General features: G+C 59.0%; 20 protein-coding genes. 13 read left to right on the plus strand and 7 right to left on the minus strand.

The features are described 5' to 3' along the window. Positions 1-128: 128 nt before the first annotated feature. From AC13C8_RS01335 to AC13C8_RS01380, 10 genes are all read left to right on the plus strand, one after another. Positions 129-857 carry an ImmA/IrrE family metallo-endopeptidase gene (locus AC13C8_RS01335; protein ID WP_482846129.1) on the plus strand — a complete coding sequence of 243 codons (729 nt, stop codon included), beginning with the start codon at positions 129-131 and terminating at the stop codon, positions 855-857. Positions 858-1,700: 843 nt separating this feature from the next. Next, a complete protein-coding gene (locus AC13C8_RS01340; RefSeq protein ID WP_482846130.1) occupies positions 1,701-2,630 on the plus strand; it encodes a DUF2493 domain-containing protein in 930 nt (309 codons plus the stop codon). Between the two features lie 584 nt (positions 2,631-3,214). Beyond that, positions 3,215-3,940 (plus strand): SH3 domain-containing protein, encoded by a 726-nt coding sequence (locus tag AC13C8_RS01345; protein WP_482846222.1) that lies wholly within the window; start codon positions 3,215-3,217, stop codon positions 3,938-3,940. A 358-nt stretch (positions 3,941-4,298) separates the two neighbouring features. Continuing rightward, positions 4,299-4,505: a hypothetical protein gene (locus tag AC13C8_RS01350; protein ID WP_133358581.1), complete on the plus strand. Its 207-nt coding sequence runs from the start codon at positions 4,299-4,301 to the stop codon at positions 4,503-4,505. Positions 4,506-5,278: 773 nt separating this feature from the next. Continuing rightward, on the plus strand, positions 5,279-5,953 hold the full coding sequence (locus AC13C8_RS01355; RefSeq protein ID WP_482846131.1) for a hypothetical protein: 675 nt from the start codon (positions 5,279-5,281) through the stop codon (positions 5,951-5,953). Beyond that, positions 5,946-7,862 (plus strand): relaxase/mobilization nuclease domain-containing protein, encoded by a 1,917-nt coding sequence (locus AC13C8_RS01360; RefSeq protein ID WP_482846132.1) that lies wholly within the window; start codon positions 5,946-5,948, stop codon positions 7,860-7,862. The genes AC13C8_RS01355 and AC13C8_RS01360 overlap by 8 nt, the downstream gene beginning before the upstream one ends. Before the next feature lie 14 nt (positions 7,863-7,876). After that, on the plus strand, positions 7,877-9,772 hold the full coding sequence (locus tag AC13C8_RS01365; RefSeq protein ID WP_482846133.1) for a type IV secretory system conjugative DNA transfer family protein: 1,896 nt from the start codon (positions 7,877-7,879) through the stop codon (positions 9,770-9,772). 517 nt (positions 9,773-10,289) lie between these two features. After that, on the plus strand, positions 10,290-13,301 hold the full coding sequence (locus AC13C8_RS01370; RefSeq protein WP_482846134.1) for a hypothetical protein: 3,012 nt from the start codon (positions 10,290-10,292) through the stop codon (positions 13,299-13,301). Between the two features lie 15 nt (positions 13,302-13,316). Next, positions 13,317-13,778, plus strand: coding sequence for a response regulator (locus tag AC13C8_RS01375; RefSeq protein WP_482846135.1), 462 nt, complete (start codon positions 13,317-13,319; stop codon positions 13,776-13,778). Beyond that, positions 13,775-15,001, plus strand: a complete 1,227-nt coding sequence (locus tag AC13C8_RS01380; protein WP_482846136.1) for a 5'-methylthioadenosine/S-adenosylhomocysteine nucleosidase family protein — start codon at positions 13,775-13,777, stop codon at positions 14,999-15,001. The genes AC13C8_RS01375 and AC13C8_RS01380 overlap by 4 nt, the downstream gene beginning before the upstream one ends. Before the next feature lie 642 nt (positions 15,002-15,643). Here the strand turns inward: AC13C8_RS01380 and AC13C8_RS01385 are convergent. Next, entirely contained in the window at positions 15,644-16,366 is a 723-nt protein-coding gene (locus AC13C8_RS01385) for an SDR family NAD(P)-dependent oxidoreductase (RefSeq protein ID WP_482846137.1), read from the minus strand. A 169-nt stretch (positions 16,367-16,535) separates the two neighbouring features. On the opposite strand from AC13C8_RS01385, the gene AC13C8_RS01390 reads away from it, so the two are divergent. The 3 genes from AC13C8_RS01390 to AC13C8_RS01400 all read left to right on the plus strand — a co-directional run bounded on the left by AC13C8_RS01390 (position 16,536) and on the right by AC13C8_RS01400 (position 18,870). Next, entirely contained in the window at positions 16,536-17,312 is a 777-nt protein-coding gene (locus AC13C8_RS01390; RefSeq protein ID WP_482846138.1) for a DUF4386 domain-containing protein, read from the plus strand. A gap of 66 nt (positions 17,313-17,378) precedes the next feature. Then, positions 17,379-18,296 carry a helix-turn-helix transcriptional regulator gene (locus AC13C8_RS01395; protein WP_482846139.1) on the plus strand — a complete coding sequence of 306 codons (918 nt, stop codon included), beginning with the start codon at positions 17,379-17,381 and terminating at the stop codon, positions 18,294-18,296. A gap of 37 nt (positions 18,297-18,333) precedes the next feature. Next, positions 18,334-18,870: an SRPBCC family protein gene (locus AC13C8_RS01400; protein ID WP_482846140.1), complete on the plus strand. Its 537-nt coding sequence runs from the start codon at positions 18,334-18,336 to the stop codon at positions 18,868-18,870. A 366-nt stretch (positions 18,871-19,236) separates the two neighbouring features. On the opposite strand, the gene AC13C8_RS01405 is transcribed toward AC13C8_RS01400, so the two are convergent. The 6 genes from AC13C8_RS01405 to AC13C8_RS01430 form a co-directional block, all read right to left on the minus strand. Then, positions 19,237-20,193: an IS110 family RNA-guided transposase gene (locus AC13C8_RS01405; protein ID WP_482846141.1), complete on the minus strand. Its 957-nt coding sequence runs from the start codon at positions 20,191-20,193 to the stop codon at positions 19,237-19,239. Between the two features lie 440 nt (positions 20,194-20,633). Next, complete coding sequence (locus tag AC13C8_RS01410; protein ID WP_482846142.1) at positions 20,634-21,404, minus strand: SOS response-associated peptidase; 771 nt, start codon at positions 21,402-21,404, stop codon at positions 20,634-20,636. A 156-nt stretch (positions 21,405-21,560) separates the two neighbouring features. Continuing rightward, positions 21,561-22,562 (minus strand): ATPase, T2SS/T4P/T4SS family, encoded by a 1,002-nt coding sequence (locus AC13C8_RS01415; RefSeq protein WP_482846143.1) that lies wholly within the window; start codon positions 22,560-22,562, stop codon positions 21,561-21,563. A 73-nt stretch (positions 22,563-22,635) separates the two neighbouring features. Next, positions 22,636-24,054, minus strand: a complete 1,419-nt coding sequence (locus AC13C8_RS01420) for a TraB/TrbI/VirB10 family type IV secretion system protein (RefSeq protein ID WP_482846144.1) — start codon at positions 24,052-24,054, stop codon at positions 22,636-22,638. 2 nt (positions 24,055-24,056) lie between these two features. After that, positions 24,057-24,776 (minus strand): TrbG/VirB9 family P-type conjugative transfer protein, encoded by a 720-nt coding sequence (locus tag AC13C8_RS01425; RefSeq protein ID WP_482846145.1) that lies wholly within the window; start codon positions 24,774-24,776, stop codon positions 24,057-24,059. A gap of 3 nt (positions 24,777-24,779) precedes the next feature. Beyond that, positions 24,780-25,436, minus strand: a complete 657-nt coding sequence (locus AC13C8_RS01430) for a VirB8 family type IV secretion system protein (RefSeq protein WP_482846146.1) — start codon at positions 25,434-25,436, stop codon at positions 24,780-24,782.

The raw sequence follows: 25,436 nt of genomic DNA on the forward strand, positions 1-25,436 counted from the left end.
AAAGGAAAAGGGTCAAGAAACAGACAATCCTACACCGCCGCTTGCAACATCAAAAACAAGCCGCATAATCAGTCACACAAACGAGCCAGAGCCTCCATTGCTCAAACCGCTCTGATGTCCCATTTTATATGACGACGGACAATATCGTCTACAACGACGATAAGCGATACCGCGGCCGTGTGCGTTTCACTATCGCGCATGAGTTCGGTCACTATCAGCTTCATCGTCCCGTATTGTCTGGCGACGACTACAAGACCGGAGCGCTAGTGCGCGATTGCGATTTTCAGTGTAAACCGTTGCAGCCGGGTGCTTGGAATGAAGCTGAAATTCGGCGTGAGGAAGAGGCTGACACCTTTGCATCCTTCCTGCTTATGCCGCTCGATGATTATCGTGCACAGGTGAGCGGCGAGGAGATAACAGTCAGCCTTTTAGACCACGTTACAGATCGGTACGGCGTCTCCCTAATTGCCGCCTGCAGAAAATGGATCGATTTCACCGAAAAACGTGCAGCAATGGTCGTTGCACGCGACGGCTTCGCCAAATGGGGACGTGCGAGCAAGTCAGCACTCAAAAGCGGAATCTTCGTTCGATCAGGCATGCAAATCCCCGACGACGCGATCGCGACCATTGGTGCCTACGAGAGAGGTTTTGTGTCGGAAAAGCCAGTTCCAAGGCCGGCAGGCGTCTGGAGCTTTGGCCGCGTGTCCGAGCCGGTGAGAGAGTTGGCAATGGTTTCAGAGTTCCTGGATATGTCTCTAACCATTCTTCAGTTCGACGACGTGGTTGATGCCAAAGATATCGATGCGGAAGATCCGTGGGATGCTTACGATCAATTCCAATCAGGGCGCGGATTTTAGAAACTGTCTCCGTGCCCACCTGATTTCGCTGAACCACATTTTCGGCGACTAACCTTGCTTGGAGAGTCTCCGCTTCGTGTAGCGCGTTCCGTATTGCTCGCCATCGCAGCGAACATCCGCTTCTTCTGAAAACCTTCCCGAAAAGAACCGACCTCGCTGCGCCGCTTTGAAGGTCCGCTTTGGCGGCATCTCAAAATTCTTGCTGCAAAGCGGCGAATTCACACTTTCCGCCAATCACGTCGAGTGCTTGGACAAGCAATCCCTATAGTCGGCAGCGGCGTCGCCTGCACATCAACCTGGGTCTAAGCCCTCTGGCCTCCCCTGCTCGGCAGCCATGACGCAGGAGAGAACGGCCCTTCGGTCCGTCGCGCATTCGGCCATGCGGCCTCACCGCGGCGTTGCACCCGGCATCCCGGTTTGCCCGCCTCGCGAGCACGTCCCTCCCCGGCCGCTCCGCCGGATTGCGCTCTGGTCTGTTTTGCGGGGCAAAACGATCCCGCCGCTCCATCCGTCTGCCGCGTCCGGTCGGGCCGTTTGCCTGCTCGGGTCGGGCAAACCTACCGTCAAAACACACACACATGAGCGTGGAAGCATATCCTCCGGATGGCCCCCAAATCAGCCCGCCTCAAGGATCGCAAAACTTTTCGGCGAGGGCGGCGGAGGTGGAGAGGTTGGTCCCGTGTTCGATGGTGCGACTGTTGCGAACGATGCGCCCGGAAAACTTTTGCGCCCGGCAAGCCGGCGGCTGCGCCGTCCCTGACCCGGGCAGATTCGGAAACCAGACATTCGGCCATGCCGCCACACTCACGTGGTGGCCTTGGAACCGAACACTGGAGACCAGACATGGCATACGACAACGCAAACACCTACGAGACCATCGAGCTTTTCGGGCTGACCGAGAAGGACGCACAGCTGCCGATCCCGGAGGATCACGTCCTGACCGATCATATTGTCCGCGAGAGCTTCGAGACCCTGCTCGGTCAAATGCGCAATACCGGCCTTGAGGCAGAAATCGAACCACTGGCACATGGGCTCGCCACGATCCTGCAGCGGCGCAAGGTGGCGCTCGGCAACGAGGTCGACCGCACCGCCGATAGGATCGGCGCGCTGGCAAAGTCCCACGACGGATCAGAGATCGCCGAGACCGCGCTCGAAGAAGCGCAGGCGCGCTTCTTGCAGCTCCGCGAGATTGTCAGCGCCATCGAGGTGATGAGCGAGGCGGCGGCGGAATGCTACGAGATTGAGACGGGTCACGCCTTCATCCCGGCAGCCGGGTCGCGCGCAAGCGTCCGGGCGCAAGAGACCGGGGCGGTCTTCGAGGCGCGGCAGCTCCTCGAGCAGCATGATCGTGAGACCGCCGAGAAGTCGAAAGTCGAGGGGGTTCCCCTGATCGTCTCAGGCGCCACCGACTGGACCGATGTCGATGTGATCTTCACCACGCTCGACAAGGTTCGCGAACGGATCAAGCAGAACCGCAATCAGGAGATCTTCCTCTGCCACAAGGGTGGCAAGCACGGGGCCGAGATGATTGCGGCTCGGTGGGCGCGCGCACGGGGTGTCGCACAAGCGCGCTTCGATCCGCGCTGGTCCGCCCATGGGCGGGCGGCTCCGTTCAAGTGCAACGATGAGATGCTGGACGACAAGTTTGCCGCGACGGGGGTTGTTCTCTTCGGCGGCAACGGGGTCGCACTGAACCTCGGGCAGAAGGCGGAAGCGAAAGGCCTGACGGTCATGCGGGTTGCGGACCCGACAAAGAAGACCGCGGAGACGTGAATTGAGAGGGTCGCGCTTGGCGCGGCCCTTTCGTCGTTGTCCCAGATGTGTGCGAACATCGGCGGTGTCGCAGTGAACTCCAACAATTGGCATGGACAGGCGTGGTGATCGCAATCCGGCCAATCTGGTTTTGGGAATGGTTGGATGGTATTTCTATGCAGTTACAGCTTAATGTGGCCGTGCGGCATAAGATATTTGTTGCACAGCTCAACACGCGCCCAGGTTTTTCCCAGATGCCTTTTTCTCCGGAACGCACCAAAGAGATTCAATCGCGCATTGATGCGCGCTTGCGATCCGGGCAGGCAAACGATTGGGAAGTGTCTTTTCTCACAAACATGGCTGAACGGTTTCAGCGGTATGGGGCGGCGACGCGCCTGAGCAAAGCGCAGTATGCCAGCCTGCACAAAGTCCTGAAACTGGAACGGGAAAAACCGGCCCAGACAAGGACAGCGGCCGACGACAAGACGTCTCAACCAGCACCAGAGCGCAGTACCAGAACTGTTCAGGCAAGACCCCGTCCGATTTCCGTGACCCGCGCGATCACTGCGCCTCGGCGTGCCGTGCGCAAGGCTCAACGCCAAATCATGGTGCCGTTGGTGATCGCTGTCGGGTTCGTCGCATTGGTTGGATCATTGTTTGAGACATCAAATTCGCGATCCACACCCTACAGTCCATCAGCGGTTCCCGCATCGCAAACGGCAAACATCGCTTACGTCTACGTGACAGGGACGCGTGTCAACCAACGTGCTGGGCCGTCTACCTCGCATGCTGTGATGGGCGTCTTGAGCGAGGGGACCCGTGTCGAAAAGCTTCGCGATGAAGGGCAGTGGGCGCAAATTCGTTCCAACTTGGGGACGGGCTGGATGTCTTCCAGATTCCTGTCGCCGGTCGCGCCACCTGCAGAGCGACCCGCCTCGCAGGGCCGGACGCTTCGTGCCAGCGATGTACGGATCATTGATGGTGATACGATCAATGTTCGAGGCCTGAGAGCGAACGTGCGTCTCGTCGGGGTTAACGCGCCTGAGACATGGAGACCCGCCTGCTCCGCAGAGCGTGAGGTCGGGGAGCGCGCGACCGCGCGTCTAGGTCAATTGGTGCGGGGTGCGACGTCAATTGAATTTGAGCGCGTGGCCTGTTCCTGTCGGCCCGGGACGGAGGGTACGGATCAGTGCAATTTCGGGCGGTTCTGCGGCTCGTTGTTCGTTGACGGTCGGGACGTGGGCAGCACGCTCATTGCTGAAGGTCTGGCCGTGCCATATCGATGCGGCCGCACCAGCTGTCCCCCACGCCCTCAACCCTGGTGCCGATAGCAGACGCGCCCATCCGACACAGACGACGGATCTTCGCTCGCGGCGGAACGCTGACCTGCCACATGGTGAGCGCGGCGGATCATTATCCAGATGCATTGGATCGGAACGAACCTAGCCATCTTCGATCACGATCGACGGGGTCGATCGCGGCTTCAAAGTGGTGGCACAAATTCGGATCACTCCTTTTTGCTCATAGATGTGGATCGCACGGGGTCGGCCCAATCGTGCCCTGCGCTTCGCTCCGGCAAGCACAAATACGGCTTCCACGGCAGGGCCGCGGACCCTCCGCATTTGCGCTTGCGACCGGGCCTCTTGCCCCCGTGCCGGGTGATCCCCATCGCAAAAAGGAGTAACCCAAATGACCAACCACTACGTCGCCACCGTCCCCGTCAAGTTCACCGATACCGATGGCCAGGAGCGCACCCGCTTCCAACGCGTGGGCGCGATGTTCCGCAACACCCGGGGCGGGGACGGCTCGGAGTTCTTCAGCCTCAAGCTCGACTTCCCTGTCGCAGTCTCGGAGCTGGTGATGTTCCCGCCGAGCGCAAAAGACCCTCAGGACTAAATCCTCTGACGAGGATGGGCCGTCCCAGGACAATCTTGGGGCGGCCCGATCCCTGTTCCAGGGATGCCGTCACCGGCGCGTGTGATCGCCGATAGCGACCTCCTCTTGGTGCCGGTCGCTGCGCGTTAAAGGAACGCACTCCCCCCGGAATGATCAGGCCGCGACAGATCGAACAGTCAGTCTCAAGGGGGCCACCCGGAATAACAGTCGGGCTGACGCCCGCCGGTTTTTCCGGCAGAGATTTGGCGGGCCAAATCTGGCCTCCCTTGACCCCGTCCGTCAGCCCCGTCGGTGTAGAGGTGCGCCGCCCCTCGTTTCAGTCCGAACACGGGTCCGTGTTCGGACTGAATCTCGGGGTCGGGCCCACGTGAAGCCGGTGGGGGTCGGGTGGAGCGGGGGGATTTCTATTACGCACTTCGGCTGCGCCGCCTTACACCTGGGCCTCACATCACCGGCTTCCTGGGGCCCATATCACCCGGATGTTTTCGGGCGGCACCAGCGCACCGGCTGGGCTAGACTGGCGGCGTGGGTGCGCCGATTCCCTGAATCGTTCGAACATGCGACTTGCATTAATCACACGAATTATATAAAACGAACAAAATAATGACATTGGCAGGATATGGCCAATGTATACACATTTTGTCCGAGGGGTCTGTGATGGGCGTTTTCCGTAGGAATGAATGCTTCACCGCACGCGAACGCGTTTGTAGGCAAACGCTGCCTCGCGCGGGTCTTCGCATACATCTCGTCATCGGAAGCGGGAAACACCTGTGATGGGCAGAGCCCGCAAGAACCTGACGCTCGAACAGCGCATCGAGATCGCGCGGCGGGCCCATGCCGGCGAGGCGGCACGGGACCTGTCGGCCGAATACGGTGTCACCGTGCGGCACATCTCGCGGCTGGCGAAGGAGCATCGCGGCGAGGGCGTGGAGGTGCGCGACCCGTCGGAGATCGTGAGTTTCCGGGCCGCGCAATCCGAGATCGAAGCCTTCGATGCGGAGTGGCGCGCGAGAGGCTTTGCCAATCGCAGCCAGGCCCTGAAGACCGTCCTGCGGGCGCGCTGCGGCGTGTTGGATGTGACCGCGGATCGGCTCGATGGCTTCGTCGATGCCTGGCGTCAGTCCCGCGATCTGACCGATGCCGGAATGGCGCTTGCTAGGGAAGTGCGGCGGGGCCGGCTGGGGCTGACGGAGGCCGACCGGGCCCTGGTGTCCGAGCTGGTCGAACTGGCGCAGAGGATGACCCGTGAGCTCGGCGCGATGAAAGATCACGCACAGGTCCAGCGCGGCACCGGGCTGCCGGAAGTGGTGGATATGCAGGACCGCGAGAGGAGGGCTGAGCATTCCGGTTCACAATCGGGTCGGGGTTCGCTGCCTCTCGGCGAGCTTGAGGCGCGAGGTCCGATACAGGATTCAATCCCTGATAACCGGAACGCTCTCAATGGCTGATCCGCTCGCACTCTACACCGCCGTGATGGGTCGTCTCTGGGAGGATGAGCGCATCCGCGGCAAGGCCCAGGGACGGATCGACGCGCGGCTGGCCGGGCGCCGGCAGGGCCGCAGCTACGCCCGGGTCGGGCGGCTCTCGTTCCGCAACATCGCCAAGGCGGCCTCCGGTCAGAGCCGGGCGGCGGTCTTCAAGCGGATCCGGGCAGGGGGGTGCAAGACGCGGGGAAGCCTCGGCAACCAGCTCTCCTATATCAACGACAAGGCGGTCTTCACCTATTCCACGATGACCAACCCGCTCGACGAACGGGCGGTGCTCTCGAACGAACAGAAAGGCGACATCATCGAAGCCTGGGCGAAGACCTGGCGCGGCACCACCAAGCTCGGTTTCACCTCCCATATGCTGCTCTCCTTCCCGACCGATGTAAGCACCGAGAAGGTGCGCGACATCGCGCTCGACTGGGCGGAGCATTTCTTCGAGAGCGGGACCTATGGCGACCAGTGGGACTACGTGCTCGCGGTCCATGACGACCGGGCGCACCGGCACGCCCATATCGTCCTGAACAACCGCGGCCGCGAGAACGGCACCTGGTTTTCGTGTTGGGCCGAGGGTGTAATGTCGCCCCAGCTCATGCGCGAAAAACAGGCGGAACTCGCAGAGACCTATGGCGTGATGCTGGACGCCACCACGCGGCTTGAACGCGGCATCTTCGCCAAAGCCCCCGGTATCGAAGAAATCTACCGCGCCAAGGAAGAGGCGCGCCTGCCGCGCGAGATCGCGATGACACCAGAAGAATCCGCCATCGCACAGGCCCAAGTCGTGGGTTTTGCCAAGGACTATGCCAAGCTCGCCGATCTGCTGGATCGTATGGATCAGCGTCACCTGGCCCGCGCCGTGCGGGCCATGGCCAAGGGTCTTGGGTCAAACACCGTTCACCAGTTCACCGCAGGAGAGATCGACATGGAAAACATCCGGACCGTCGGGGAGGCGATCGAGTATTCCGAACGCACCATCGAGGCGCTGCGTCTCAAGGCCGAGGAACTGGACGGGGAAGCTCGTGCCGGTTTCGAGGTGAAAGCGGCTCCCATCATCCGCGACCTCTCGCAGATGGTGCCGGACCCCGACCTCAGGGCGCGGTTCGGGCGTGACCTCACCGAACCCTATCCGCCAGGCGCGGGCGATGCGCGTCTGATCGAGGCGCTGCAATCGGGCCGCGACGGAACATTGGCCGACATCCTCTCGGAGGCGGAGGAGGCGGGGATCGACCGGGACGACCTCGTCGCCCGGATCGCCGCGGGCGGCACCACGAATTATGGGCTGGCCCAGGACTGGGTCGAACGCGACATGGGGGCGGTGCTGGCAAAGGACGGACTCACCACCGAGACCGCCAATGATCGCGAGCTCGACGCGGCGCTCGAAAAACTCGACGGTGTGATGGACCGGATCCTGGAGCGGGCCCGCGAATTGGGTGTGCCCGTGGGGAGAGGTCTCGACGCCGAAGACGGACAGGAGCTGACGCTGATTGATGACCGCGACCGGGGCCCGAACCCCTACCTGCAGGAGCTCGCCGAGATGCTGAAAGAGGGCCAGCTCACCGAGCAGCAGGAGGAAGTGGTCGAGCGCACCCTGCAGGCGGAACTCGTCAAGGAGCTGGGCGAAGAGGGTCTCGCCGAGCTGCGCCGCGGCAACTACACGGTCCTGGAAGAGGCGCTGCCCGGCAAGCTCGACCAGATCGCGGTCACGCAGGAATTCCTCGAGATGGCCCATGAGGAGACCGGCGATCAGGTCTTCACCGACCGCGCGGCGGCGCTGCAGCAGGACAAGGCGACCGAGCTCGCCCGGCAGATGGAGGCCGAGCGGGACCGTGCCCGCGAGCTTGGCCTCGACCGCGATGACGAGCTCGGACTCTGAGCGGAGGTCCCCATATGAAACCCATCCCCCTCTGGGCGGCCGTCCCCTTCGGCCTGGTCTGCGGCGCGCTCCTCGGCACCATCGTTGCCAGCTTCTATCTTGCCCTGGCGCTCAGGACCGGGTTCAGCCAGTTCGACATGTTCGCCGTCTGGCAGGCGAGCGCCGGGTTGCGGGCCGCGCATCCGGACGCCTTCAAGGTGGCCTTCGGGTCGGTCGGCTTCGGTGCCTTCGGGCTTGGCGTGTTGGCCGCCGCCTGGTCCTGGAAACGCCAGCAGGATGATTATGGCTCGGCCCATTGGCAGACCAAGGCGGAGCTTCGAAAGAACGGCATGCTGCAGGACCCCGGCAAGGGATTTGTCTGCGGCAAGCTCGGCAAGCCGAAATCGAAGTCCGATTTCATCTCCTCGACCGAGATCCCCCATGTGATGATGGTGGCCCCGACCCGGGCCGGTAAGGGGGTGGGCTTCGTGATCCCGAACCTCCTGTCCTTCGCGGGCTCGGTCGTGGTGCTCGACGTCAAGGGTGAGAACTTCGACAAGACCTCGCGGCTCCGCGCGGCCAATGGTGACGAGGTGTTTCGCTTCAGCCCCTTCGACTGGGCCAACAGCACCCATCGTTACAATCCGCTTGCACGGATCGCCCGATACCCAAGCTTCGCGCAGCAGTTCACCGAAGTGTCGATCCTGGCCGATCTCTTCCTCGACAAGGACAACAAGACCCTCGATACTTTCTCGGAAGCCGGCAAGTCGATCTTCGTCGCCGCCTGCCTTCTGGCTATCCAACGCGGCACGCCCAATCTCGGCGCGGTGAACCAGATCGTCACCGGGGGCGATTACAAGAACGCCCAATATGGCGCCTATGCCGAGGAGGCGGACGAACAGGTGGTCAAGGAGCTCTGGACCAATGCGGCGAGCGCGTCGTCTCGTCTGCTCACCTCGAACATCCAGGCGCTGATGACGGCCGGGCTCAAGCAATGGGACAACCCGGCGGTGCGCTCGGCGACGATGGCGAGCGATTTCGACTTCGCGGAGTTCCGGCGCAAACCGCATTCGCTCTACATCGTGGTCTCGGAAGATCATATCGCCACCCTGGCGCCGCTCCTGCGCCTCATGTTCGCTGATCTCATCGCTTGCCTGCGCCTGAAGGAGCCGGGGTCGGACGAACCCTGGCCCGTCATGATGATGATCGACGAGTTCCAGCAGATGGGCGCCATGCCCTATCTCGAACGCGCGATCCATTCGCTGGCGAGCTATGGCGGACGTGTCGCGTTGATCGCGCAGTCGCTGGCGGCACTTGATCGGATCTACGGGTCCGAAGGACGCGAGAGCCTGGAGAATGGGGCGGGCCTGAAGCTCTACATCACGCCGCGGGACCAGCGCACCGTGCGGGAGGTCTCGGCGGCGGTTGGCAGCACCACGCGCGAGGCGGTCACCCGCATGTATGGGCGCAACAAGGGGTTCCTGGGCGCGACCTCGACCTCGGCGCGGTTGGAAGAGCGGCCGCTCCTCTCCGAGACCGAAGCCCGGCTCCTCGATCCCGACGAGGTCATCATCCTCGCCTCGCCTCAGCACCCGATCAAGGCGCAGCGGATCAAGTATTTCGACGACCCGGTATTCAAGGAAATGGTCGCGCGCCAGGAGGGCAGGGAGTTCCCCTATCCGCCGAGCGTGGAAGGCGCGGGGCCCTGGGTCGAGAGCGGCGATGTCGACGAGGATGCGGAAGAGAATGATCCAGAAAGCACGCCGAGATCACGGCGGCGCCAGGCGCGGGTCATGCGCGCCACCTCGAAGAAATTCGATACCGACAGTCCGCAGCCGCAAGAACTCGATCGCGAGGACGGCGTGCCGCCTCGATGGGAGGAGATGCTCGATCGGCAGGAGAGCCTCATCGACGAGCTACTGACGGAGTAGGGATGGGGCTGACATCGGACCGAGCCACGGTGAAAGTCGGCGACGGGTCCATGCCAATCGATGCTGCGTCTGACAGCAGCCGGGGGTTTAGCGACCCTACGATCTTCCCTCCTCGCGGGTGCAGTACTCGGGGGAACGGTTGGCGGAAAGCGGAAGTTCGCTGCGGGCGAGACGGCATCAAAAAATAATGCTTAAAGCCGACATTTGATGAAAGCTTAGCCTAGATGGCTGGGTGCTCTTGATCTCAGCCTCTCGACTGGGCCAAAAAATAGTGGTGGCCTTTCTTGAGGGTAGCTCCGGATCAGTTCCAGCCGGTAACGAAATTCCTGCTCATGGGCTTCTGGTAGTGCACCTATGGGTTGATTGATTGGTTGCTTCCTCACCAACCTGAAGTTATCCATTGTGGGGATTATTCTAGTGTGATGCCTATAGAATGCGTTACGAGATAGCAATTGAGGCTTAAGACCCGACTTTGGCAAAAAAAAGAAAAAAGACCGCAAAGAACCCAATGCATGCAATGATCCGCCGAACAGGCGGTTCTCCGAGCGCACTGAACCGCGTATTCAAATCTTCTTCAGTAGCGCAATTTCGGAATGTACTCGAATGGAGTTATCCTAGGTATAGATCGCAAGTTTTCTTTTGCGGCTTAGCGCCTAAATTTTCATCTCATCTTGCAAAGTGGATGCTCTTCCCATTCGACAGCCCGAGTGAAGCTCTAGGTTGGGTATCGGTGATGGGGGACTTCAAGCATGATGAAATCCGACAGTATAATCAATTCGTTATTTCGGTCGAGGGGCTTGGTGAAAGCTTTGACGAGATTTTGGAAGAAGCTGAAATTCTGACATCTAATGCAATGTTGAGCTACTCGGGATTGAGCACGGTTCTGTTCGCATTGTCTAAGTCCAAAGGTCTGGAGGCCCAGAGAAACTGGATGGTCGAAAATCTGTATGTTGCAAGCGGATCGCTGGCCAATGTTCTCTTCTATTTCATGGGCCTGGCGGGTGAAAGTGGCCGTGATCCAGAAGACATACTGGGAACCATGTATGCCAATCTATTTGTTCACATCGATGACCCTGAATTCGTCAAGCTGATAAGCTATCTGTTGCTCAATACACCGGTTGATGTTTCGGAGTTCTCCGAAATCGCCCAGCTTATGGCCAATCAGCCGATTGTAGATCAATATGACCTCGCTGCGAACGTCATATGCTCCAACTATTTTCTGTTTGCTGGCACCGAGGACGAAAACCTGGAGCGCTTCTGGAATTTTATGGTTGTCACGGGGGACTGGAGAGCAGCGGGGATTTCTTTCCTGCTCGAAGACATAGCGCTTCAGCACATATTCTTACCTTTGTCTGATCAAAACTCCGAGCGTTTTTTTGACGACCAACTAAGCGTGGTAAATGATGCACGATTTAACGAACGCGAGTTCCGTACTGCTCTTGCAAACAGTTTCTTTTGTTCGCAAAGCACGCCTAGCGCGTATCTAGCGTCATCAGCATACCTATTGAAGGGCGCTAACTCGATTGAGGAGTTTCAGAGAGGTGTTGCGCGCCGAGAAATTGCTCAAGCACACAATTCTCAGCAAACACCAACTCAGGCAGGCAGGAGGAAAGTACCGCTCAAGTTTGACGACCTGTTGAATGAGTTGAGAAAGGCTCAATCTCAGCTTGAGAAACGTGAGATCTTCAGATTGACGAGCTTGTGCGGAATTGAAGAATGCCGCGTCTTTGATGTTCTGATTTGTCTCTACGAGATCACGCAGACAGACAGGAATGCCTACACCTACTTCCCGACAAATTTGTTTTTCTCCAAATGTAGTGAAGATGAAGTGATAGAAGCTTCAACTGATTTGCGCGTCGCCGTTGCAATTTCACGAATTGAACGTGACCTCTACAATGAAGGTGAGAGCGTTCTTTATCTTTCCGTAGAGCGAATTTTGGAGGATATTGGAGCGCTTAAGCCGAGCGAGCTAGTCGCTGAACAAGGTGAAGTTGCAGACTTCCTGTTTGAGGCTTGTACTCTGGAATGTCTTCGGCAGAGTCTTGAGTTTGTGTCAAGGCTGGAAGTCGAAGAAGAGCGGATTGAGATCCTTCGAAAGCTAGCGGAAGCCGATCCCGAGCTGCGAGACAAATATGAAGATGAAGCGCAGGCAATTATTGGGCGGCAAACTGTCGATGAGCTTCTTCAGCGCTATGAAGTTGGGAAGATTCACTGCAACGAAAAAGCGATACTTGCTTGGGCAAAAGAAGAGTTGGCTGCAAAATTCATTCGCCTGCAAGATTTTATTGCAGAGGACCTTTTGCCCGTTGAACGAGATGCTGAACTGGAATTTCTATCTCACATCTCAACTGGGAAAGATGGTGCTTTTACATTCAAAGTTCCTAGCAGTGAAGCGCTTAGCATCGCGAGTTCAATCATCATGGATCTGGCAAATAAGTACGCACTTGATCCAAGGCACGGAATAGACTCGTATTTGAGTTTGGGTATGAGGCATGGCGAACTGGAGGAGCATTTAAGGGCTCCACTTTCGACGAGGCAGCTTCTGACTGTTAAAGGTCCCACCGGATACGAAGAAACGGATTTTTGGTGCCGTACTTTTCACCCAGTGGTGGGCACCAAGATCGGCCAAGTGATCGCCCGTTTCTCCGAGAAGTATAATGAGACGCTAAAGCTCATTAAAGATGAGTACATTCAGGTAAATCGCGATGAAAAGCCGAACGGAATAATTGACCTTGAATGGCAGCAGGTTGAAACCCTTTCTTTTTCCTCGACTTTTGCCAAAGTGGACTCCATTGACAGACTACTTGAGGAGTTTTCACCTTTTTATTGGGCAACCGTAGAGCAGAAGCTGGTACCTGCAAGGCGTAAAGTATTCACAGAAATTGGACCAATTTTGCACGCATTGCTCGACGAGCTTCAAAGAGAGGTTGAATCAGAAACGGGGATTCCCAGGCTTGGGCCATTCACCGATGAAATAACCCGTGCACGTTCAGATTTGGACACCGCGCTGAAAGAGCTAGCATCGTGGCACAATGTAGCGCGCTCAACGGATACCGAGCCAATCGCCCTGGCGGACATTATTTCGGCCGCACATCGGATCGTTGCTAGATTGCACCCGCGATTTGCTCCCCGCATTGAGGTAACGGGTGATACTAATGTCTCTCTGAGTTCATCACTTCATGTTTTGATTGAGGTGTTTAAAGCCCTTTTCTTCAATGTCTTTGAGCATTCTGGTGTGGACAGCCCCCGAATCTTTGTTGAAATTGACGCTACCGTCAGCGACCAACTCGTTGTGGAATTCTCTAGTTCCCTTGATGACCTTGAAGCAGGTGAAATTGCTGCCAAATTAGCGAACGAGCGGATCCGTACTGGAGAGTATGAAGCGAGGCTTCCGAAAGAAGGTGGATCTGGCCTCCCGAAAGTAGCCCGAGCCACTGTCAAGGATGGTAGGCCGAACACTGTAATTTCGGTTGATCCGAAGAGATCGCTTTTCAGTGTACAGATGACTTTCAATTTACTGCACTTGTAATTCCGGGGGGATGTAATGAAGATTCTTCTTGTTGAAGATAATCCAGCTAAGAGAGCTGCAATCAGCAGTTTTCTCTCGAAAGAGTTCCCTGAAGATACTCTTGAAGAGGCAGACTCTTTGATTTTAGGGTTGAGGTTCGCCAGAGATTTTGAGCCAGACTTCATCTTGTTGGATATGTCGCTGCCGAACCATCCGCCAAAGGATCGAGGGTCGCATGCAACGGATATGCGTCCGTTCGCCGGAACGGAGTTTCTCCGCCGCTTGAAGCGTATGAAATTTCCAACAAAAGTTTTGATAGTATCCATGTTTGAAACGTTCGGAGTGGCCCCAAACCTAACAACCTTACAGGGGCTTAGCCAAGAAATGGCCGAAAAATATCCCGAAATCTATCTCTCTGCCATCCACTACTCGACATCAGACGACGAATGGCAAACGCATGTGAAAAAATTCCATCAATCCATTAAGGCAGAACAATGAAGATACTTATCGTAGACGACAACAATGATAAAGTGATGGAAGTCGTGAGTGTGGCCAAGGATGCTGGCGTGAACGAAGGCGCAATCGAAGTTGCCACTACTGCTGCGACTGCGATGAGGGCACTCAAGAATGAATATTTTGATCTATTGATCGTAGATCTGGTTTTGCCACTACGATTGGGAGAAGCTCCGGAAATCGGGGGAGGGGTTACTCTTTTAAAGCAGATACACCGTTCGAGTGATGTTCAAGCTCCTGAGGCAATTCTTGGGCTGACTGTTGATGAGGAAGCGCTGAATTCTTCACAATCAGATTTTTCCGATCATCTTTGGAGTGTAGAGCTGTCGGGGCCTAGCAATGGTCAGTGGAAACTTAAGTTGCAGCAGAAAATTCAACACTTAACTGCTCGAGAAAACCAGCGTGCAGGTATGTCCCTTGAGAACAAGGTGGATTGTGACGCGCTTTTTGTTTGCGCTCTAGCGTCACCAGAACTAGAGCAGCTGCATATAGCTTCTGGAGTGAAGTGGGAACAAGTCACATTTCCTAGCGATCCAATTCTGTATTGGAAGACAAAATTAGACGTCGAGGACCGCAAGATAGAGGTTTATAGTATTTGTCTACCACAAATGGGTTTGGTCTCAGCTGCGACAGGTGTATCTCAGGCAACTCGAACACTATCGCCGAAAGTTGTCATTATGACTGGTATATGTGCAGGGCGAAAGGGTGACTGTAATCTTGGCGATGCGATAGCTGCGAACATTACTTGGGACTATGGAAGTGGTAAATTTGTACAGGATGATGATGGCGAAGTTGAATTTGAACCAGCTCCAGTTCAATTAATTTCGGACGCAACGATTCAGCGCAGTGTCACTTCCATAATTGCGGACGATATGAAGCTAAGGCAATTTTACGATGATTGCCCAGGGTATCGGATCAGCAATGTTCCTACACTGCACATAGGCCCAATAGCTTCAGGAGCGGCGGTTCAGAACCACAGAGAGTTTTTTAACGGCGTGGCGGACCAGAACCGAAAAATTCTAGGCGTTGACATGGAAGCCTTTGGGGTCGCTTGGGCCTGCCATCAGAGCATTGAGCCGCAACCAAAATGGCTCATCGTAAAAGGTGTTTCTGACTTCGCTGATGGATCCAAAGACGACAATGTGCAAAGCTTTGCGTCGTTCATAAGTGCGAAAATTGGCTTGGAGGTGACACGCAGTATGGCCTGATCGTCCCTTGACGGCGGGTTAGGTGGAACACCTGGTTTCTACGCTGCTTGTAGAATGACAACGAAGCGAAAGAGCCAAATAGCAATCAGGGTTTTGCTTCTGCAATTGCCAGTGTCACTGACCGCAAAGAGAATGAGGACATTGAACTCCTTTCAAAGGTCTACCGAGTTGCGCGACCGCACGTGGGGAAATATGAATAGCTGGATTGTCTGACGGGCGAATGACCGGTTCGGTGAAGCTGCGCCGCGGTGTCAATTGTGCTGATGAATGGCAGCAATGGGCCGTTTCCCCAGTTGGCCTGATCAGCGCCAAGGACCGTTTTGTCCCGCAACTTTCCCATTCATGAACTTCGAGATTTCGCTATTGCAGCGAATGGCCGGAAAGCGGGCTGCAGATGCAGCATCTGGACTGCTCGGTGAACGGCAGGAATGGGCCGGGTGTGACGAAGCAAGGTTGAGTTGAGCGCCCGGATGCTGCGGTCGATCTAACGGCCGCGAAGAGCCCGGAACGGACGATGCGTGATGGTCGTAAGAAGCAGAATCCATGAAAAAAGCTCCGGTCGCCCCCGTTTGCCTGGCATTGGGAACGATACCTCGCGGCGTGCGCATTGCGCCTTCTGAACGATATTCGGCGAAGGGAGCTTCAACCCCGGGCAATCGACCTGGCAACGAGTTCCGGAAAGAGCCGATTGAGCCTCAGCACTTGGCCGGAAAGACCGGGAGCGACGACCCGGCGTCTGTCGGCTAGGCCAGCAAGAATGGCATCGGCCATCGCTTCGGCGCTGATCTTGCCCTTGCCGCGACCCGAGGTCATCGCGGTGTCGACGAGCGGCGGAATCGCTTCCATGACATGAACCCCCATTGGCTCCGCCTGCAAGCGCAAGGCCCGGGTGAATGACTTCAGCCCGGCCTTGGTTGCGCTGTAGACCGGAGCGGAGCTCTTGGGATGTAGCGCCGTCAACGACGTCACGTTTACGATGGCACCACCCGGCCGGGCGATGCGGTCGATGAGCGACCAGGTGAGTCGGATCGGAACTTCAAGGTTTAGCGCGATCTCGGTGCGAAGGGCCGAGCTGCGGTCTTCCTTGAGGAGATCCGTAATGCAGTGCGAGTACTGAACGCCGGCGTTGTTGACCAGCAGGTCCACAGGCCGTCCTGCGCGCTCGACTTCTGAGACCACGCGCGGGATCGCGTCGTTGTCGGTGAGGTCGAGCGCCAGGTGGCGGACCCGACCGCTTTCCGCGGACGGAGGATTGCGCCGCGCGATGGCAAGCACGTCATATCCCTGGGCGGCGAGCTTGGTCGCAAGGGCCGCGCCGATCCCGCTGCTGGTTCCGGTGACGATGGCAAATCCGTTGGTGTCCATGACTGGTCTCCTTCGATCTGGATGCCGGTTTCGTACCGAAAGGCAGAGGAGACCTATTGAACAAACGCGCCAAAGGCCGGATCGGGCGGATTGGCGCGATCCTTCAATAAGCGGGTTTGGGGGTCAGTCATGCTGGCGGCACAAATACCCGCAACCGAAGAGGTCTGTCATGCCTGTCACAACCCGAACTCCCGACCGCGCGACGGCAGTCGTGCTCATCCTGCATATCGTCGCCATGTTCGCCGGCTTCGCCGTCCTCGGCGCCGTCTTCGAGTTTCCCGACGTGCTCCGCTACCCGGCGCCAGACCGCTTCGCGATCTTCGCCGAGAACGAGGCCATCATCCGCCCGACCTACTGGGTGCTGACCATGACCGGGATAACGCAGATCCTGATCTCGGTTCTCCTGTACCAGGTGGTCCGGGCCCGGTCGCAGACCGCTGCGACCTTGTCGTTGATCTTCGGCACGCTCGCCGGTTTCTGCCAGGCGCTCGGTTTCGGCCGTTGGGTCATCCTCATCCCCTATTTCGTGACCGAGGCCGCCGACCCAGAAAAGGCGCAGATGGCGGCGATGCTCGAAGGCGCGTTCAACCACTACGCCGGTGTGCTCGTGGGCGAGCACCTGGCCAATATCTGCTGGGGTGTGTGGCTCGCGTCGATCTGTGTCGTGTTCCTGAATGGTACGAATATCAGTCGTTGCCTGGCGTGGTTCGGCCTCGCGCTCTCGCCGCTTCTGTTCCTGCTGGCCGGTGAACAGATCGGCGTCTCGGGTGACGTCCTCGACCCGCTCGTGGATTTCGGCTTCCCGTTGCTGGCCGTCTGGCACATCCTTCTTGCGGTTCAGCTCTGGCGGCGATACGGGGCTGAAGAGTTCGCGGGGGTGGGTCGCACCACATGGGTCACAGGGGGCGCGCTGGCAGTTGCCATGATCGTCCCGGCCTTTGCCTGACCCCTGCGTGACATCAAGGCGTCGGACCGCTCCGCCGGTCCGGCGCTCCACCATCGGGAGGAGGGCATGTCCGGTTTCACCAGCACGACGCTGATCGGTCTCGTGGTCGGGGCGATTGACCACATCGACCCGGACCTCTGCCGCGGCATCTTGCGGCCCGATCCCATGCAGGCCGGTGTCGTGTCCGACCGGGACAAGCTCACGCTCCTGTCGGCTTTCGCGGATCGGCACGGAGCGTCGGCCGTCCTGCGGATCGGGCAATACCTGGACTTGGCTGAGGAATCGCCCGTGATGGCCGTTCTCCTCCGATCCGTCGAGCCGGCGGTGCTGGCCGAAAAGTGGATGCGCCTGGAAAGATACTACCATTCGAGCCACCGGACTCGGATCGACACCGGCACGCATCGCCAGTGGCAGTGCCGGCGCGAGAGCAAGGCGGACCCCGCCAGCGCCGCCGAGAACCTGCTGATTGCGGGTATTCTTTTTGGCCTTCTTGCCCGTATCGGCGCGAAAGACTGCCGTCTCTCACTCGATTCGGTGGAGCTTGCCGAGGGCGAGATCGCCGAGACGAAGCTCGACTGCGACGCGCAGCATTTCTCGATTCGCTGGTCCAACGATCCTGCGGCTCTTGCGGAAGAGCACTCCGACGCCGGAACCGTGAATGACCGCCTCGCCGACCTGCTTGCCGGCGATATCGGGCGCGGCTGGAAGCTCGGGGAGGCCGCGCGGGCCCTGGCGCTCTCGGACCGGTCTCTGCAGCGCCGGCTGGGAGAGGCAGGCCGCAGTTTTTCGAGCGTCCTGCGCCGCGCCCGGATGCGGCAGGCCACGCACCTGCTCACCGAGACGGCAACGCCATTGGCCGAAATCGGTTATTGCTGCGGCTATGCCGATCAGGCGCATTTTCAGCGCGATTTCCGGCGGGTCACCAACATGACACCGAGGACGTTTCGCGATGTTGCGCAGCAGTCTGGCGCGATAATTCAATAGTCGTTCGGCGGCAGCGGGCAATCTGTCCTCATCATCAATGGAGGACATCATGTTCAAACCCATCTTGTTCATCATCTCGATTCTCGCCGGCGTAAACGTTGCGGCAGCCGAGACGACCGAACGCCCGACCCGGATCGAAATCGAGACCCATATCGATCTGCCCTACGCCGCAGAGAGTATCTGGCAGGTCTTGGCTGATCTGGCCGCCTACCCGGAGTGGAATCCGTACCATGTCCGTGTCGAGGGCTTGGCGGAGCGCGGGGCTCGGCTGGAGGTTGAGGTGCACAAACCCAACGGCCATCGACTCGTTATCCACCCTCGGGTCATCGTGGCCGAACCCGACCGCAGCCTCGTCTGGGGTGGCGGCGTCCCGGGCATCTTTCGCGGCGTGCACCGGTTCGACCTCGAACCCCTGTCCGAGAGCTGCACCCGACTATATCACACGGAAGTATTCGCTGGCCTATTCGTCGGATATGCGGAACTCGACTCGATTGAAGCGGGCTATGCCGTGATGAACGCGGCGCTGGCGGACCGGCTGGCGAGTGTTTCAAGGGCGCTCGACGAAGCGTGCTGAATTTGGAGTGCACCTCCACGGGGCCACGATCAATCTACAGAAGCTGTGAAGCTCTGCAAAGTCCCGCGAAGTGTGAGTTCGACCATCGCCGGATTGTGCGCTTGCAGCGAATGTCCTGTGTGGATGGCTCCTGTATAGCAAGACATTTTTTGAGCTGGTACGAGCGTCTGTCAGATGCAGTCGTGTGTCCGGCCTGTTTGCGCAGCGCACACGGCTGCTGGCCCTGATGGTTTCCGCTGACCAAGTCCCAAACCGCTTCGCGGACAACGACGTGTCCCTGACATTCGACGGGGTGTCTTGGTTGGCGGGCTGACATTGCTCCATCATCTCAATGGTCTTGCGTCTCTGCTGTTCCTCTTTTGACGTTTATGATGTGTGAGACTGATACCTTTCGTTGCGCGTCAACACCGCCCAGATGATGCGGGCGGTTTTGTTCGCCATGGCAACGGTAGCCACGCGCGGAGGTTTGCGCTCTCTCAGGGACATTGCCCAAGGATCAACACGGTCGGGATTGACCTTCATCTGGTTCAATCGGGCGGTCATGCCGGTTACCAGAAGCCGTCTGAGGTATCGATCTCCCATCTTGGATATTCGTCCGAGACGTTCTTTGCCGCCGCTTGAGCGGTTGATCGGTGTCAGCCCCAGCCAGGCGGCAAACTCGCGTCCATTTCGGAACTGATGCCCGTCGCCCGCTGTCGCAACAATGGCCGAGGCGGTAACAGGGCCAACCCCGGGAATGGTCCTTAGCAACATAACTTTTGGGTCTCTCCGGCCTTCAAGCAGAATGCGTTTATCGTACCAGAGAATGCGCAAGTGCAGAGCAACCATCTGGTTGCACAGGTTCGTCAAGACTTCGATGGCGACTTCAGGAATGCTCGGACGATCTCCGTCCAGTACCGCCTTTGCAAACTTCACGGCGCTCCCGATCCCCTGGGCAATCACGATACCAAACTCCCCCAGCAAGCCGCGCAGCATGTTGCTGAGTTGGGTCCTTTGCCGCACGACCAAGTCGCGAGCGCGATGCAGGAACAGAACGCCCTGTTGTTCTTCAGTCTTGACCGCCACGAACCGCATCGTGGGGCGCGTGACAGCTTCGCAGATCGCCTCTGCATCGATGGCGTCAGACTTGCCGCGTTTAACATAGGCTTTCACGTACATCGCAGGCATCAATCGGACTTCATGGCCCAGCTTTTGGAATTGCCGCGCCCAGTGGTGGCTGGATCCGCAGGCCTCCATCCCAATGAGACATGGCTCAAGGTTCTCGAAGAACTGCAAAAGTTGTGCACGCCTAAGCTTCGAAAAGCCAGAAATGCCATCGTTCATGAGTATCTTAGCACCGAGCACGATACAGGTCGCAGTTACGTTGCAAAGGCAGACCGATTAACTCTCAACAGGGATTTGGATGATCTCTGTTTGGAAGGGATTCAGTCCGCTCGCAGTATCTTTCGTTATCTCAACCTGAACTTCTAACGTCTTGGCAAAACTGTTTGCCACTAACCCTCTGACCAAACGCGTGCGCCAAATACGGTCGTTTTTGTCCAAAAGCCCTACCCTATCCAGGATCAACCGCTTAGCTAAGACAAAAACCCCCGGCAAAACCTTTGTGGTTTTGGCAGGTTTTTGTCCAAGCCAACAATGGTTCACTACTACTCGTCAATGCCCGCATCTGAGAGACTTCAGGGCAGAAGCGAATGACCCACCAGTTGTCGGATATCGGTCGTAGACCCATTTCCACTCTCGCAGGAGTGCTTTCACCACCAGACTTACTCCCGCTCAATCAACTCCGGCCCCTCATCTCGCGCGCCAAATCTCCTGACCGGATGATGTCGAAGCCGCACCTCTGCCCCCAGTTCCTGAACGTTGTCACTACCTGAAAGCCACGCCTCACGTTCCTGAATATTGAGGATTACAGGCATGCGATGGTGGATGCTCTCGATTTCGGCATTGGCCGCGCGTGTCATCATCGTGCAGGTTAGCAGATCGTTCCAGAGGGACGCCAACCCAGCCGCCCAGAGCGTCGGCTCGTTCCCGCCGGACAAGATCACATGGGGCTGTTTCTGACCCTTCGTGCCGATCCATTCGTAATAGCCGCCCATCGGAATGAGACAGCGCCCGTGTCGCCACACAGCGCGAAAGCTCGGCTTCTCTTTTGCATCCTCTATGCGCGCATTGAACGTCGTGGCCTTCCAGTCTTTCATCTCGCCCTTGTGCCAAGACGGGATAAGCCACCATCGGGCTTCCATGGCGACCAGAGGCGAACCACCGAAGATCAAGATGTCTTGCGTCGGCGCGACGTTGTATCGACGCGGACCTCGGGGCGGGATGATAACCGGTCGCCTTGGGAACGGATTGATTTTGGTTTCGGAGTGCTCTTGGTCCGTGCCTCGCAGATCGGGGTCGATGAAGCGCCCGCACATATGGATATCTCCCCTGACTAACAGGATTGAGACTAGGCGTGTGCCCAAGCCCTCGCAAGTGTGTCGGTACAGGCGAAGTTGGAACCAGATGCCGAGCCGGAACATACCGCCGTTCATGGCGAAGCGAATGAAATGTTCGATTGCCTAAGAGAGAACTATCTAACAGTCCGCATAGACGTGTCGCCTCAGTGACAGCGCCCCCATATTGCACCAAATGAAAGCCAAGCTGGGGCCGGAACGACCAGCCGGGATGGGATCCCGCGCAGCAGGCCTTTAATTCGATCTGCTCGAACGACCGCCCAACACCAACACTTCCGAAACCCCCCTTTGCCCCTCCATGCGCCCGAGCTGGACGATCACATCGATCGACTTCCGGATGTACGTCTGGACTTCGGAGAAGGTCAGCGGTGTACCGGCCTGCAAGACCATGATTGCCAGGCGGTCGATGGCGAGTTCGGCGGTCTCGGCATGGATGGTTGAGACCGAGCCACCGTGGCCGGTGTTGATGGCCTCGAGATAGGTAAGCGCTTCGGCGCCGCGCAGCTCGCCAACGACGATCCGGTCCGGCCGCATCCGCAACGACGCCTGAAGGAGCGCACCGGCAGCGCGGGGGCTGTCCTTGACGCGATCCGCCAGGAGGCAGACGGAATTCGGCTGGGTGGGAAAGAGCTCGAACGCGTCTTCGATCGTGATGAGGCGCTCGGTGTCCGGCACATGGGTCAGGAGATGCCGGGCAAAGGTGGTCTTGCCGGTCGATGTCCCGCCGCTGACCAGGATGTTGAGCCGGTTCGCGATCAGTTGCTTCAGCGCTTCCGGCAGGTCTGACCCTGCCAGTTCGGCGATTTCGGACAGCTTCTCCACCCGTTTGTCCGACAGCGACACGGCCCGCCCCAACAGGTATTTAGGGCGATAGCTGCGGATGTCGGCTCGGCCGAAGAGCCGGATGGTGATCGACGCGCCGGTCTCGACGGCAGGCGACACCACGACCTGCACGCGCAGGGGTCGTCCCTTGAACTCGACCTTGCCGGAGACGAGCGGGTTTTTTTCGGAGACCTTGGCCTTGGCGTCCCCGACAATCGTGGTCCCGAGATTGACCGCATCCATCGGATCGACGGTGAGATCGACGGGCTCCATCGCATCGCCGCCACGCCGTTCGATCCAGACCCGACCATCGGCGTTTACCGCGAGTTCGATGACCTCCTCGTCTGTCAGCCACCGTTCAAACGGTGCGAGGTAGCGTTCGAGATAAGATGACGGCTGGATAGGTTCGCTCAATTCGGTGATTCCGGTTTGATTGAATCGGTTTTCACTGCCTTTCGCTGACGCTCGAACGCGAAAGCTGATGCTTTCATTGCCATTGCGACCCGGAATCCCCATAAATCACTACATCCCGGTCCACGAGCACCGTCACGCTAGCGCCCTGATCCACGTAGATCGTGGGTGCGATCGAGACCTGGTCGGCAATGACCGAGCTGGTCGCGTCCGAGAGATCCTCGCCGATATTCTCCAGCACTTCGCCTGTGACTTCGTCCTGTGCCTGTTCGGCCGCCACGGAAGGGGCCGCGCCGATAATCGAGATCAGCGCTGCACCCCCGAAACGTTCATCGAACTTGGTGTCGACGAGGCCGGTGAGCCCGGAACGGCCCAGTTGGTCGCCCCCGACCGCAGCGATATCCATTGAGGTGCCGTCGGGTGTGAGAACCCGGGTCCAGAGGATCAGGATGCGTTTCTGGTTCACCTCGATGCCGGAGCGGTATTGGCCAAAGAGGCGCGAGCCGCGCGGGATCAGGATCCGCTCGCCGGAAAAGGCCGGTACCGGTTCCGACACCACCGCCACGACATTGCCCGGCAGATCGCTGTTGATCGCCGTCTGAAGGGCCGCTTGGATGACCGAGCCTTGCGCAAGGGTTCGGTCGGGGAACTCCATACGGGTGGCTTCCTCGACCTCGAGTGGTCGGGCGGCACGCTGCAGATAGGCCTCGTTCTCGTCGAGCGGGGCGCCCGTGCCCGCCGGGCCGGACGGCGTTGCGGAGGCACCGCGCCCGTCAGCATAGACGATCGCAGGTGACCGGATCTGGGCGGTCAACAGTTCCGCCGCTTCCCGTTCCGCCTCGCGCCTGCGCTGTTCCTCTTCCTGCCGCCGCCGTTCCTCGAGCAGTTCCTGGTCGGCGATCAGAGAGCTGTTGTGAAGCTCGGCTTCGAGGTTCTCCCGTTGCGCCTGCTCGGCTTCGAGCAGGGCCTGAAGGCTCGCAAGCTTTGCATCGTTTTCGCGTTCCAGCGCGGTCAGTTGGCGCTCGCGTTCCGCGATCTGGGCTTCAAGCGCCCTGGTCTGGGCATCGAACGCCTCGCGCAGATCGTTAACAGCGGCCTGTATCTCGGCATTGCGCTCGGACTGGCTGGCCGCAAGCGCCTCGTGGAGCCGGGCGATTTCATTGAGGACCTCGCGGGAGGGTTCCGGTGTCGGGCTCTCCGGCACATCGAGCGCGTCCTCGACGGCGATCAGCGCATCATTGACCCGCTCTGCGGCCTCGTCCGGCGGGAACTCCAGCCGTCCGCCACCGGGCCGGCCATCCTGGAACGGCTCGACCTCGGAGGTCTCGAGCGAACCCGGGTCATCCTGCCCTGAACTGGCCAGCCAATAGGCGACACCGGCCCCGGCCAGCCCAAGCGCGATGGCGAGCGCGCCAACGCCAAACCCTCTGGACCGGGATTTCTTCTTGTCCTCGCTGAAGGTCTCGAGACGTTTCTGGAGATCGGGATCCGCCATGGTCAGTTGCTCACGTAGATCGCGGAGCGGTCGCGGGCGATGCAAAGCGCCTTGTCCCCGATCCGCAGCGTCCAGTAGTCGGTCACCCCGAGCACCCGGACGGTGTTGCCGATCTGGGTCCAGTTGACGGTGCGTTCGCGGCCCTGGTCGTCGGCCTTGAAGATCGCGGGTTGGCGACCGTTTTCAGGGAAGGTGAAGTAGGTGTAACGCCCGTCGTCATAGACCGAGGCGGGCCGGAAATCGCTTTCTCCCGAAACGAGATAGGCGTAGTTGCGCGGCGCCTCGAAGCCCTTCGGTGTGGTGCCTGTCGTGCGCTGCGCGTCGTCTGGATATTGAAACCGCACCTCGAAGAACATGCCGGTCCGGTTCGGGATCGAGCCCTCGCGCAGATGAAAGGAATAGGTCCGGCGATTGGTGATGACGGTCATGTTGGTGGAGGCACCGGCGACATGGGGCTTGATTGTCAACACGTTGCCCAGCTCGGGGATCGGATCGACCTGGAAGCTTTCGGTATCGCCGACGATGACGGCCTCGAACCGCTCGCCGCGCCCGAAGTGGATCGTCGTGGAATGGCGCAGATCGGTCTCGATCCGGAAGACCTGGTTCTCGTTGTAGACGGCGTAGCGGATGCGGATGTCGAGCGGGCCGCCCTGGGGCGTGGCCTCGGCAAGGGTGGCGGTCGGCAGTGCGCAGGCGAGGAGGAGGGGGACGAGCAGTCTCATGGGTCAGTTCTCGAGGGTTTCGGCATCGACGCGATAGGAGGTCACGACGAAGCCGAGCGGGTTGGCCCAGACGTCCTGCAGGCGCTGACGGGTTTCGGGGCGGAAGTCATAGGCGAGGGTGGCGACGTAAGGCCGCGTCACGGTTCGGGTGTCGCGCTCGCGCCGCAGCGTCCGGGTGAAGCGAACCTGGGCGACGCCCGGCTCGATCTGGTTGACCGAGCGGATCACCACGTCGATCTTCGCCTGGCGGCCGTAGATGGTGATCGGGTAGTCCGGGTTTGACGAAGACCAGAGATCGCGGAGCGTGCGGGCGGCATCGCCATCGGAGCGGTCGAGCACCGCGTTGATGCGCTCTTCGCCATCGGTGAGATCGTAGGTCTCGCGATCATCGACATAAGCCACGAGGCTCGCCTGGATGATGGCGTCACTCTCGTCGAGGGTGAGGGCCGCGACCTGGGCCACCCGGTCCATCTCGCCGGTTTCCTTATCGACAACGACGACGAAGGTCTCGACGGATTTGAGCGGGAAGAGCGTGAGCGCGCCGAGAAACCCGGCAAGACCGACTATGACGCCGGCGGCGGCGATGAGCCAGGCGAAGCGCTCCCGCCGCCTCGGCCCATAGATGAAATCCGCCTCGAAGGCGTCCCGTTCCTTGCTCAT

It is taken from the genome of Aliiroseovarius sp. B-4 (assembly GCF_056857795.1).